General features: G+C 70.7%; 12 protein-coding genes. 7 read left to right on the top strand and 5 right to left on the bottom strand.

Annotated elements, in window-relative coordinates; genetic code table 11:
• Window positions 1-484, top strand: a 484-nt coding sequence (locus ABNT58_RS04950; RefSeq protein WP_348752399.1) for a PEP-CTERM sorting domain-containing protein, incomplete at its 5' end; no start/stop codon positions are given.
• 68 nt (window positions 485-552) lie between these two features.
• Complete coding sequence (locus ABNT58_RS04945; protein WP_348752398.1) at window positions 553-1,572, top strand: transglutaminase domain-containing protein; 1,020 nt, start codon at window positions 553-555, stop codon at window positions 1,570-1,572.
• 12 nt (window positions 1,573-1,584) lie between these two features.
• Here the strand turns inward: ABNT58_RS04945 and ABNT58_RS04940 are convergent, their stop codons facing one another.
• Window positions 1,585-3,270, bottom strand: coding sequence for an MBL fold metallo-hydrolase (locus ABNT58_RS04940; RefSeq protein WP_348752397.1), 1,686 nt, complete (start codon window positions 3,268-3,270; stop codon window positions 1,585-1,587).
• 79 nt (window positions 3,271-3,349) lie between these two features.
• On the opposite strand from ABNT58_RS04940, the gene ABNT58_RS04935 reads away from it, so the two are divergent.
• Window positions 3,350-3,967 (top strand): histidine phosphatase family protein, encoded by a 618-nt coding sequence (locus ABNT58_RS04935; protein WP_348752396.1) that lies wholly within the window; start codon window positions 3,350-3,352, stop codon window positions 3,965-3,967.
• Window positions 3,968-4,046: 79 nt separating this feature from the next.
• Here ABNT58_RS04935 and ABNT58_RS04930 read toward each other — a convergent pair whose 3' ends face one another.
• Complete coding sequence (locus tag ABNT58_RS04930; protein WP_348752395.1) at window positions 4,047-4,859, bottom strand: DUF72 domain-containing protein; 813 nt, start codon at window positions 4,857-4,859, stop codon at window positions 4,047-4,049.
• Between the two features lie 110 nt (window positions 4,860-4,969).
• Between ABNT58_RS04930 and ABNT58_RS04925 the strand changes: the two genes are divergently transcribed.
• The 3 genes from ABNT58_RS04925 to ABNT58_RS04915 all read left to right on the top strand — a co-directional run bounded on the left by ABNT58_RS04925 (window position 4,970) and on the right by ABNT58_RS04915 (window position 7,634).
• Window positions 4,970-5,158, top strand: coding sequence for a hypothetical protein (locus tag ABNT58_RS04925; protein ID WP_348752394.1), 189 nt, complete (start codon window positions 4,970-4,972; stop codon window positions 5,156-5,158).
• Between the two features lie 121 nt (window positions 5,159-5,279).
• Complete coding sequence (locus ABNT58_RS04920) at window positions 5,280-6,065, top strand: transporter substrate-binding domain-containing protein (RefSeq protein ID WP_348752393.1); 786 nt, start codon at window positions 5,280-5,282, stop codon at window positions 6,063-6,065.
• Window positions 6,066-6,116: 51 nt separating this feature from the next.
• Window positions 6,117-7,634 carry an AMP nucleosidase gene (locus ABNT58_RS04915; RefSeq protein ID WP_348752392.1) on the top strand — a complete coding sequence of 506 codons (1,518 nt, stop codon included), beginning with the start codon at window positions 6,117-6,119 and terminating at the stop codon, window positions 7,632-7,634.
• A gap of 18 nt (window positions 7,635-7,652) precedes the next feature.
• On the opposite strand, the gene ABNT58_RS04910 is transcribed toward ABNT58_RS04915, so the two are convergent.
• Both ABNT58_RS04910 and ABNT58_RS04905 read right to left on the bottom strand, forming a co-directional pair.
• Window positions 7,653-7,925: a hypothetical protein gene (locus tag ABNT58_RS04910; protein WP_348752391.1), complete on the bottom strand. Its 273-nt coding sequence runs from the start codon at window positions 7,923-7,925 to the stop codon at window positions 7,653-7,655.
• Window positions 7,925-8,551, bottom strand: coding sequence for a hypothetical protein (locus ABNT58_RS04905; RefSeq protein ID WP_348752390.1), 627 nt, complete (start codon window positions 8,549-8,551; stop codon window positions 7,925-7,927). Before ABNT58_RS04905 ends, ABNT58_RS04910 begins: the two co-directional genes overlap by 1 nt.
• A gap of 409 nt (window positions 8,552-8,960) precedes the next feature.
• Here ABNT58_RS04905 and fusA point away from each other — a divergent pair, with 409 nt between their 5' ends.
• Entirely contained in the window at window positions 8,961-11,036 is a 2,076-nt protein-coding gene (gene fusA / locus ABNT58_RS04900; RefSeq protein ID WP_348752389.1) for an elongation factor G, read from the top strand.
• On the opposite strand, the gene ABNT58_RS04895 is transcribed toward fusA, so the two are convergent.
• Window positions 11,014-12,216: MFS transporter (locus tag ABNT58_RS04895; RefSeq protein WP_348752388.1), on the bottom strand; the 1,203-nt coding region annotated here is incomplete at its 5' end. The two genes, fusA and ABNT58_RS04895, sit on opposite strands and share 23 nt — an antisense overlap.

The following is a 12,216-nucleotide window of genomic DNA, read 5'->3' as shown; positions in this document are numbered from 1 at the left end:
TGCCCCCAGCAAGTACGGCGCGCTGACGCTGTACCGCGACAGCTCGTCCACCGACGGGCTTGCGCTGCGCTTCGATGGCGGCATCACCAGCAGCATCTCGTTTTGGTACTCGACGGTCAACCGGCCGATGACCGTGACCGTGCTGGACGCCAACAACAACGTGCTGGCGGCGTCGGGTGCCAACGGCCCCGAGCTGGAGGCCCAAGGCACCAACGTAGGTCCTTTGACGGGTGGTCATTTCCGACCCATAGAAGAGGGCCGTTTCAACAGATGGAAACCGTACGCGCTTGACTTCAGCGGCACTGCCACGACCGTTGTCTTCAATGGCTTCGTTTCTGGCCCCGGCCCCACCGGCAAGGTGCTGGGCGACTTCTTCGTGGACAACCTGACGGTGGTCAGCGCCGTGCCTGAAACCTCGACGGTGGCGATGATGCTGGCAGGCATCGCCGGCCTGGGCGTCGTGGCGCGCCGTCGCCAGCGCTGAACCGTACGCCAGCGCGGCCGCTGGCATCCGCGTCATGATGGCCGGGTTGCCACGCACCGGCCTGCCCGATGTTCACCCGCTACGACATCCACCACACCACGCGGTACCTGTACAGCAAGCCCGTCACCTTCGGTGAGCACCGGGTGATGTTCAGGCCGCGCGACAGCCACGACCTGCGTGTGCTGGCCACCGACCTGGAAGTGAGCCCGAACGCGGCCATCCGGCTGATCCAGGACCCGCACTCCAACTCGGTGGCCCTGGTGCAGCCGCAGTCGCCGGCCACCGAGCTGCGCATCGTCTGCAAGTTCCGCATCGAGCATGCGCAGAGCCACAACCTGGAGCTGCCGCTGTCGCCCAGCGCCGAGCTCTACCCTTTTGCCTACGGGGTGGAAGAGCGCTTCGACCTCGAGCACTACCTGCGGCCGCATTACGACGATCCGCAGGGCGAACTGACGCGCTGGTCGCGCCAGTTCCTGCGCACCGACGGCCCCACCTACACGCGCGAGATGCTGGTGCAGATGAACCAGTTCATCCGCGACCACTTCGAGTACGGCCAGCGCAACGAAGAAGGCACGCAGACGCCGCTGCAGACGCTGGCGCTGGGCAGCGGCACCTGCCGCGACTTCGCGCTGCTGATGATGGAGGCGGCGCGCCGGCTGGGCATCGCCACGCGCTTCGTCTCGGGCTACCTCTACGACCCGGCGCTGGACGATGCGCTGACCAGCACCAGCACCGTCACGGCGCCTGAGCCCTCGACCGCGCGCACCGCACCGGACGAGGCCCGCAACGCGCCGGCGGGCGATACGCCGCCGGTGATGGCCGAGGTGCCCACGCCCGAACCCGTCATGCCCACCGTGGGCGCCGGCAGCACCCACGCCTGGCTGCAGGCCTACCTGCCCGGGGCCGGCTGGGTGCCGTTCGACCCCACCAACAACCTGCTGGGCGGCAACCAGCTGATCCGCGTGGGCGTGGCCCGCGACCCGGGCCAGGCCGCGCCGGTGACCGGCAGCTGGTACGGCGACCCGGAGGCCTACCTGGGCATGGAAGTGAAGGTCAACGTGCGGCGGCTCGCACCACCGCAGCGCTGACCGGCCGGCCGCTCACGCGGCCAGCGACCACAGCGCATCACGCTCGTGCGCCTGGGCGTCGTCGCGCAGCTTGAAGAGGTGGGCCTGCAGCGACCGCAGCGCCACCGGATGCAGCCGCGCCGGCACGTCGTCGTACACCGCGGGCAGCAGCGCATCCACCGTGGCCGGCCCCAGGCGTCGCAGCACCGCCACCACCTTGGCCTCGCGCTTGAGGCGGTGGGCGACGATCGCCTCCATCGCCTGCCGGGGCCGCGGCATCAAAAAGCCATGGCCCGGCGCCAGCCAGTCCAGCGCCAGCGTCGAGGCCAGCTCCCGCAGTGAGGCGATGTAGGCCCGCATGTCGCCGTCGGGCGGGTTGATCACCACCGTGCTCAGCTGCATCACGTGGTCGCCGGTGAACAGCGTTCTTTCTTCTTCCAGCAGGAAGCAAAGGTGGTTGGACGCATGCCCAGGGGTGTGGAACACCTGCAGCGTCACGCCGTCGTCCAGCATCAGCCGCTCGCCGCCGTGCAGCACACGGTCGGGCGCGAAGCTGCCGTCCTGCCACATCGGGTGCACGGCCACGCGGCCCAGCACCGACGCGCCGGTGGCCTGCTTCAGCGCCACGCAGGCGGGCGAATGGTCGGTGTGCGTGTGCGTCACCACGATCTGCGTGATCGGCCCCGGCGCGGCGGCCAGCACCGCCTGCACGTGGGCCGGCAGCGCCGGACCGGGGTCGATCACCGTCCACTCGTTCTTCGGGCCGCCGCCCACCAGGTAGGTGTTGGTGCCGGGGCCCGTCATCACGCTGCCATTGCCGGCGGTCACGCGGATGACGTGCGGCGACAGGCGCACCGGCACGTCGGTCTGGATGTCGTAGCAGGCATGGCCGCGGCCTTCGGGGTCCAGGCGGCCCAGTTCGGCCCAGGCGGGCTCGTCGGGCAGCACCGGGCGCTTGCCCTGGCTGCCGCTGCCCAGGCGCGGCTGCGTCAGCGGCACCTCGCGCGGCTGGCGCGCCCAGGCCAGGAACGCCGCCGCCGTGTCATGCGCGGCCACCAGCTTGAGCGTGCCGATGGTGGGCGTCAGCATCTTGTAGCGGGCCAGGTCGGCCAGCACGTCGGCCGGCCGCAGCCAGCGGTGCTCCACCGTCTCGCCCGCGTCGTGCAGGGCCTGTTGCCCGGCCGGCGCCAGCGCCGCAAAAAAGCGGGTGTCGAACCGCTTGGGAATGCCCACCGGCGTGCGCCAGTGGGCGTAGTAGGCCAGCTCGTCCAGTGCCAGCGACAGGCCATGCTCGGCGCACAGTGCGGGCAGCGTGGTCTCGCCCCGGTGCAGCGGGCCGCGTGCGGCGTCCAGCGTGGCCACCAGCGCAGCCGACACCGGCGTGCCGTCGGCGCCCCGAGCCAGCAGCACGCCGCATTCTTCGAAGCATTCGCGCACGGCGGCCACGTAGTAGGCCAGGCCGGCGCCTTCCACGCCCAGGCGGGCATCGGCCTCGGCGGCGCTCACGCCGGTGCAGCAGCCGGCGCTGGCGTGGTCGCCTTCGTCCACCAGGCCGCCCGGAAACACCCAGGCGCCGCTGTTGTGGTCGCCCCGCTCGGCCCGGCGCAGCAGCAGCACCTCGGGTCCGGCGGGCGACTCCCGCAGCAGCACCAGGGTGGCAGAGGACCGCGGCGCGCGCCCCGCGGGGTCGGCGGCCAGGTGATTCAGCGAGTCATACATCGTTCAGGTTCCCACAGGCAGGCACCCATAATGCCGCACGCCGGGAAAGGGGCGCCGCCGCCTCGAAGGAAGGGCATCGATGAGCCTGTTGCTGGTGCGCCATGGTGAGACGGCGCTGAACGTCGCGCGGACGCTGCAGCCCGCCGACACGCCGCTGAGCGACAACGGCCTGCGCCAGGCTGCGCTGCTGGCCGAGCGCATCGCCACCTGGCGGCCGGCCGCCATCGTCAGCAGCCCGCTGCCACGGGCCTGGCAGACGGCGCAGGCCATTGCGCAGGCCACCGGGCTGCGCGTTGACGCGCTTGACGTGCTGCAGGAACGCCACTTCGGCAGCCTGCGCGGCCAGCCCTACGACCACCTCGGGTTCGATCCCCTGCGCATGACCGAAGCACCGCCCGGCGGCGGCGAATCGCTGGCGGCTTTCCATGCCCGTGTGGACGCGGCCTGGGCCGAGCTGACCGCGCGCCAGTCCGGCCTGGCCGGCGCCCTGGTGGTGGTGACCCATGGCCTGGTGCTGCGCGCCTGGCTCGACCGCCGGCTGCACCTGCCGCCCGGCCTGGCGCTGGACGGCCCGCTGGGCAACACCGCGCTCACCGTGTGCGCCGCCGTGGCCCCGCACACCGCCGAACTGGTCAACTGCACCGCCCACCTGTCGGCCGGCAGCGCGCACGCGACGGGCAGCCTGGTGGGCGGCTGAGCGTCAGGCCCCCAAGCTCGCTGCGCTCGCGGCCCCCCAACGGGGGCGCGGTCAGCCTTGGGGCGGCCCGGCGGCTGACCTACCCTGCATTCAGGCGCTCCAGCAACGCCATCGCGGCGGCCGGCGCGCGCTCTTTCGCACCATTGATGAAGTAGATGAACACGTCCTGCGGCTGCCCGGTGGGCTGCAGGCTGGGCTGCACCCGGGGCAGGTCGGCGTCCACCGCGCCGGCGGCCCAGTGGCGGGCAGCCTCGGCCCAGCGGTCGAGCACCGGCGGCGCATAGCCGGTGGGCATGCTGCTGTCCGCACTCAACAGCCGGGCGTAGACGAAGCTGCCCGTCGGATCGGCGATCACCGGGAAGCGCTCCAGCGCATCGGTGAACACGGTGGTGACGTTGAAGCGCCGCGCCAGCGCCACGTACTCGGGCGACGCGAAGCTGGGGTGCCGCACCTCCAGCGCATGGCGCAGCTTCAGGCCGGCCACCGCATCGGGCAGCAGCGAGAAAAAGCGCTCCAGGTCTTGCGCATCGAACACCTTGGTGGGCGCCAGCTGCCAGACGATGGGGCCCAGCTTGTCGCCCAGCTCGGCGATGCCGCTGCCGATGAAGCGTTGCACCGACTCGCCCGCTTCGGCCAGCACCCGCTTTTGCGTGGCATAGCGCGAGGCCTTGAGCGAAAACACGAAGCCTTCGGGCGCGGTGTCGCGCCACTTGGCATAGGTGGCCGGCTTCTGCGCGCTGTAGTAGGTGCTGTTGACCTCGATGGCCGTGACATGTTGCGCAGCGTATTCAAGTTCACGCGCCTCGGGCCATCCGGCGGGGTAGAAGTTGTCACGCCAAGGTGCGAAGTTCCAACCTCCGATGCCGACACGTATCCGGGGGGTCCAGCTCATTCATCCCTCCATGTTGGGCTTGTAGGAAACCGACTACAGCAGTTCCCCCATTCGGCGGATGGCAACAACCACCATCCCCACGCACTATCACACCGTTGCAGGAGAAGGCCATGTCAAGCGAGCAAGTCTGGATGGAAACGAGCGCACAACGCTGGGATTTTTCGCCCGCCGTCGTGGCTGAAGAATCGTCGACGCACGACGTCGACCTTGGCTATGAAGCCGCCCTGCCCGGCCTGCAGGCGCTGTACGCCGATGCTGCCGAAGCCCGCCCGCGCATCGCGGAACCCGGCGACCACTGACCGCACCCGGCCGCACCACGCGGCCGCCATAGCGCAGCTTTTCAAGCGCACCGCCCTGGTGCGCATGAGATTCGGCATGGCGCTTGCGATGCAGTCTCCGTCAAAACTGGAGACTTGCCGCATGCATCGCCGCCCCCTCATCGCCGCCGCTGGCGCCTTGCTGTTCGCCGCCGCCCTGCCTGCCGCCGCGCAAACCGCGCTGGACGAAGTGATGGCCAAGAAGGTCATCACCATCGCCATCCCCACCGATTTCCCGCCCTACGGCTTCGTGGGCACCGACCTGAAGCCGCAGGGCCTGGACGTCGACATGGCCAACTACATCGGCGCCAAGCTGGGCGTGAAGGTGGAGCTGGTGCCGGTGACCAGCGCCAACCGCATTCCGTACCTGCAGACGCGCAAGGCCGATCTCGTGATCTCCACGCTGGGCAAGAACCCCGAGCGCGAGAAAGTCATCGACTTCAGCTCGGCCTACTCGCCTTTCTTCCAGGCGGTGTTCGCGCCCAAGACGGCCACCATCAAGGGCGCGGCCGACCTGGCCAACAAGACCGTGGGCGTGACCCGCGGTGCGATGGAAGACATGGAGCTGAGCAAGATTGCCCCGTCGTCCACCGACATCAAGCGCTTCGAGGACAACAACGCCACCGTGGCTGCCTTCGTGTCGGGCCAGGTGCAGGCCATTGCCACCGGCGCTTCGGTGGCCGGCAACATGATGGCGCGCAACCCGAACCTGGGCGCCGAATACAAGTTCGTGCTCAAGGATTCGCCCAACTTCATCGGCATCGCCAAAGGCGAAGACAAGCTGCGCGCCAAGGTCAACGAGATCATCGCCGCGGCCAAGGCGGCCGGCGACCTCGACAACATGGCCAAGCGCTGGCTGGGCCGGCCGGCCGGCGACCTGCCGCTGTGATGCCGGCTTGACCCACGCGGGCGCGTCATCCACACGCGCCACAATGGTCCGATGATCGAGCCCGACCTCCCGTCCCCTGCCGAGTTCAACGACGCCGACGCGGCCTTTGCGCATGCCAAGGCCTTGTACGATGCCGCCATCGCCCACCTGCGCCAGCACCTGAACGCCTTCCTGGCTGGCGAGCTGCCGGCCTCCCGCGTGCGCGCCTGCTACCCCTTCGTGCGGGTGGAGGTGGACACGGTGCGCCGGGCCGATTCACGGCTGTCGTACGGCTTCGTCTCGGGGCCCGGCGTCTTTGAAACCACGCTCACCCGTCCCGAGCTGTTCGCCGAGTACTACCGCGAGCAGTTCCACCTGCTGATCCGCAACCACGGCGTGCCGCTGACGGTGGGCGTGAGCACGCAGCCGATACCGGTGCACTTCTCGTTCGCCGAGCACGACCACGTGGAAGGCACCTTGTCGCCCCAGCGCCGGCTGCTGATGCGCGACCTGTTCGACCTGCCCAACCTCACGTCGATGGACGACGGCATCGCCAACGGCACGCACGAAGCCGCCTTCGGCGAGGCACAGCCGCTGGCCCTCTTCACCGCGCCGCGGGTGGACTATTCGTTGCACCGGCTGCGCCACTACACCGGCACCGCGCCCGAGCACTTCCAGAACTTCGTGCTCTTCACCAACTACCAGTTCTACATCGACGAGTTCGTGCGGCTGGGGCATGAGGTGATGGCCGCGGTGATGGGCGACGGCGACGCGGGCGAGGCCGGCGGCGGCTACACCCACTTCGTGGAGCCGGGCAATGTGATCACCCGCCGCGCGGGCACCGCCCACCAGCCGGGCGACGAGCTGGGCGCGGTGCCGCCGCGGCTGCCGCAGATGCCGGCCTACCACCTGGTGCGCCCTGACCGCAGCGGCATCACGATGGTGAACATCGGCGTGGGCCCATCCAACGCCAAGACCATCACCGACCACATCGCGGTGCTGCGCCCGCATGCCTGGGTGATGCTGGGCCACTGCGCCGGCCTGCGCACCACGCAGCAGCTGGGCGACTACGTGCTGGCCCACGGTTACGTGCGTGAAGACCATGTGCTGGACGAAGAACTGCCGCTGTGGGTGCCGATTCCGCCGCTGGCGGAAGTGCAGGTGGCGCTGGAAGCCGCGGTGGCCGACGTCACCCAGCTCTCCGGCTACGAGCTCAAGGGCGTGATGCGCACCGGCACCGTGGCCACCACCGACAACCGCAACTGGGAGCTGCTGCCCTTCCACCACCAGCTCACCACGCCGGAGCGGCGCTTCAGCCAGAGCCGCGCCATCGCGCTGGACATGGAAAGCGCCACCATCGCGGCCAACGGCTTCCGCTTCCGGGTGCCCTACGGCACCTTGCTGTGCGTGAGCGACAAGCCGCTGCACGGCGAGATCAAGCTGCCAGGCATGGCCAACCACTTCTACCGGGAACGGGTGGACCAGCACCTGCGCATCGGCATGCGCGCCATCGAGCTGCTGCGCCAGCTGCGGCTGGACGAGCTGCACAGCCGCAAGCTGCGCAGCTTTGCCGAGGTGGCCTTCCAGTAACCGCCTCGGGGGCGCCGCCTACTGTTTCTGCTTGCGGTAGGTCTCGTCCATCGGCTGGCCGCGGTCGGTGTCGCGCAGGCCGCGCTGCAGATCGTCGTGCGCCTGCTGGATGCGCGGCTGCGGCTCGGCGGCGGTGTCGGTCGACTCGTCGCGTTCGTGTGGCTGCTTGGGGTCGGGCGTGCCGGTGGTGTCCAGCGTGCGACGGGTCTGGTCGTTGCGGTCGTTGGGCGGGCCGTCCGCCTGGTCGCGGGGGTGCGCGGCGCCGGTGCCGCTGGTGGTGTTGCTTGCCATCAAAACTGTCCTCGGAGGTAAACCGCCAACCCGCCCCGGCGTGGCTTCATCTGCAGGCGATAGCCCGAATCGAGCTGCATGCCGATCGCGCCGCGATCGAAACCCAGCCCGCGTGCCGCGCCGGCACTCTTGAACTCCATGCCGACGCGGGTGTTGTAAAGCGCCCCCTGGGCATTGGGGTCGTTGGCCGTGTTCCACACCGCCGTGCCCGAGGCATCGGCGTACATGGTGGTGCGGGGTGCCACGTCCACCCGCACACCCACGGTCACGGCCGGCGCAGGGTTCATCAAGCCGGCAGCCGGTGCCGCCGCCTGGCCCGGCAGCGGGCGGTAGCCCACCGCCCCCAGGCCCACGCCCAGGCTGGCCCGGCCACGGCCCAGCCACTTGCTGACCGTGACCCGCGACAGCTCGTCGTGCACATGGCCCTGCGCGTCTGCCACCGGCGCGGCAGGAGAGGCGACGCCGGTGCCGTCGTTGCCGGCGGCGAAGGTGGCCTCGCGCGCGGCGGGCGACTGTGCAGCCACCCGGCCGAGCAGCGAGGCCATCGCCACCGAGCTGCCGACGCCACCGCCGCCGGCGGACTGCGCTTCCTCGGCTGCGGTGGCGGGGGCGGGCAGGGCGGCCATCACCGCCACGCTGACCACCAAGCGCCGTGCGGCCCCCAACGGCCAGGCCCCACGGAGCAGACCGGCCGCGCCGCGGACCACGAACAGGGCCGGCACGTCGTCCGGCAGACGGGCCCACCCGGCGCCGACATCGCGGCGCCTGGCTGGCCAGTGGGACGGAAAGCGGGTGGGCATGTGAACCTCGGGGCCCTTAAGTCTGCGGCCGCGCCGCCCTTCGGCGCGATGGATGGATCGTCCGACATCCCACTTCAGGGGGATGTCGGCGGCACGGGGCAAATCGTGTAGGACAAGCACCGTGTGCCCGGTCACTGCGGGCGGAGCCGGTCTGTCTGCCCCCTGCCAATCCCCCGCTTGTGTGCCGCCCGGGCTTCCCGTAGGCTGCACTGGCCCGACCGCCAGGAGACTGCCCATGCCACGTACCTCCAACGGCACTACCGGCCTGCCCTCCGCGACCTTCGATCCCGCCGCCTTGCGCACCCTGGCGCTGGTCGGGCCGCAGGCCGCTGGCAAGACCACGCTGGCCGAAGCGCTGCTGCACCGCGCCGGCATGCTCACCGCCCCTGGCAGCGTGGAACGCGGCAGCACCGTCAGCGACCACGACCCGCTGGAGCGGCGCATGCAGCAGTCGCTGGGCTCGTCGGCCCTGCACCTGGACCACGCCGGCCTGCGCATCCACCTGCTGGACACGCCGGGCGCGCCCGACCTGATCGGCCAGGCACTGCCGGCGCTGGAAGCGGTGGAAACCGCGGCGGTGGTGATCAATGCCGCGGTGGGCATCGAGCCGATGGCCGTGCGCATGATGGCCTACGCCGCCGAGCGCCGGCTCGACCGGCTGGTGATCGTCAACCGCATCGACGCCGGCACCGACCTGCAGGCGCTGCTGGCGCAGATCCGCGAGGCCTTCGGTACCGAATGCCTGCCGCTGAACCTGCCGGCCGACGGCGGCAACGCGGTGACCGACTGCTTCTACCGGCGTGAGGGGCCGAGCGACTTCTCCAGCGTGGAAGCCGCCCACCGTGCGCTGGTGGAACAGGTGGTGGAGGTGGACGGCGACTTCGTCGAGCGCTACCTGAACGACGGCGACGTGGACCCGGCCGAGCTGCATGCGCCGCTGGAGCAGGCGCTGCGCGAAGGCCATCTGGTGCCGGTGTGCTTCGTCTCGGCCCGCACCGGCGCCGGCGTGGACGAGCTTCTGGACGTGATCGCCAAGCTGCTGCCCAACCCCACCGAAGGCAACCCGCCCGCCTTCCTGCGCGGCGAAGGCGAGGCCGCGGTGCCGCTGACCGCCACACCCGACCCAGCCCTGCATGTGCTGGCCCATGTCTTTAAGGTGGCGGTGGACCCCTTCGTGGGCAAGCTGGGCGTGATGCGGGTGCACCAGGGCACCATCACCCGCGACAGCCTGCTGTACGTGGGCGACGGCCGCAAGCCGTTCCGGGTGAACCACCTGTTCCTGCTTCAGGGCAAGGAGCATGTGGAAGTGCCGCGCGCCGGGCCGGGCGACATCGTGGCGGTGGCCAAGGTGGACGAGATCCACTTCGACGCGGTGCTGCACGACGCCGCCGAGGACGACCACATCCACCTGAAACCCCTGCCGTTTCCGGTGCCGGTGCACGGCCTGGCCATCGAGCCCAAGCGCCCGGGCGACGAGCAGCGGCTGTGGGAGATCATGGCCAAGCTGGTGGACGAAGACCCGTGCCTGAAGGTGGAGCATGCCGCCCACACGAATGAAACGGTGGTGTACGGCCTGGGCGAGCTGCACCTGCGGGTGCTGATGGACCGCCTGCGCGAGGTGTACAAGTTCGACGCCCACACCCGGCCGCCGCGCATCGCCTACCGCGAAACGCTGACCGCCCCGGCCGAAGGCCACCACCGCCACAAGAAGCAGAGCGGCGGCGCCGGCCAGTTCGGCGAGGTGTACCTGCGGGTGGAACCGCTGCCGCGCGGGGCTGGCTTCCAGTTCGTGGACGAGGTCAAGGGCGGCACCATCCCCGGCGCCTTCATCCCCGCAGTGGAAAAAGGCGTGCGCGAAGTGCTGGCGCATGGCGTGATCGCCGGCTACCCGGTGGTGGACGTGAAGGTGACGGTGTTCGACGGCAAGGCCCACAGCGTGGACAGCAAGGAAGTGGCCTTCGCCACCGCCGGCCGCAAGGCCTTCATCGCGGCAATGCGCGAGGCCCGGCCCATCGTGCTGGAACCGATCGTCGACCTGGAGATCACCGCGCCCGCGGCGGCGCTGGGCGACATCACCGGCGACCTGTCGGCCCGCCGCGGCCTGATCAGCGGCACCCAGCCGGGCGCGGCCGGGCAGGTGGTGGTCAAGGGCCAGGCGCCACTGTCGGAGCTGAGCGCCTACCAGTCACGCCTGAACGCGATGACCAGCGGCCAGGGCCGCTACACGCTGGCCTTGAGCCACCACGACCCGGTGCCGCCCAATGCGCAGGCGCAGCTGACCGCGCAGTTCAAGTTGAAGGAAGAAGACTAGCTTTCTGCAGGCGGGCCCGCCGCACCGCCAGCGGCATCACCAGCGACACCGCCACGCACAGCCCGCTCATCGCCGCGATGACCGCCGGAAAAGGTACGCCGGCATCGATGAGCACGCCGCCCAGGCCCGGGCCGGCGGCCGAAGCGGTGACCAGCACCGCCACCACCACGCTGCGGATGGCACCGACGTGGCGCACGCCGAACAGCTCGGGCCACAACGCGCCCATCAGCGTCAGCGAGATGCCGTCGGTGATGCCGTACAGCACCATGAACGCCGGCACCGCCCAGGCCTGCGGCACCAGGCCCAGCACCAGGCAGCCGGCGCCCAGCGGCAGCAGGTACAGCGGCAGCCACTGCGCGGCGCTGCTGCGGTCGATGCGCGGGCCGGCCACCAGCGACGACAGCACCGTGACCACCGCCAGCACCGACAGCGAGGCCGCCATGGTCTGCAGCGACCAGCCGCGCACCTCCGCCAGATGCGCCTGGTGAAAGAACACCAGACCGGCGATGAAGGCCGGCGGCAGCACGCCCAGCAGCGCCAGCCAGAACAGCGGCGTGCGCAGCGCCTGCGCGCGGGTGCGGTCGGGCGCTGCGCGGCGGGCGGCGGCCACGTCGGCGGCGCGGGGCTGGCGCTCCTGCCGGGCCAGCCCCGTGAGCAACGGCCACACCGCCAGCACCAGCAGCAGCGCCACCGCCAGCCAGGTGTGGCGCCAGCCGATCACCGCCGCCAGCGCCACGAAGGCGGCCGGCAGCAAGGCCTGCCCGCCGTTGAAGCCCAGCGTGGCCAGCGACATCGCCCGCCCGCGCTCGGCCGCGAACCAGCGGCCCAGCACATGGAAGGCGGTCTGCGGCATCAGCCCCTGGCCGAAGAGCCGCAGCCCTACCAGCGCCAGCAGCACCGCCGCCCAATGGGTGGAAAAGGCCAGCAGCGCCGCGAACAAGGCCAGCCCCGCCACCACCCAGGCCACCACGCGGCGCGGCGGATGGCGGTCGAGCAGGCCGCCCAGGTGCGGCAGCGTGAAGGCGCTGGTGAGCGTGGCCGCCATGTACAGCGCCGAAAACGCGCCGTGCGACCAGCCCAGCTCGCGCCGCAGGTCGCCCACCGACATCGCGATGAAATAGGTCTGGCCGACGGCGCCGAAGAACAGCAGCAGCCCGCCCAGCGCCAGCCAGCGCGCGTT

It is taken from the genome of uncultured Aquincola sp. (assembly GCF_964001545.1).
In the GTDB taxonomy this organism is placed as follows: domain Bacteria; phylum Pseudomonadota; class Gammaproteobacteria; order Burkholderiales; family Burkholderiaceae_C; genus Aquincola.
Note: the sequence above shows the minus strand (reverse complement) of the source record. Positions and strands in the feature narration are given on the sequence as shown.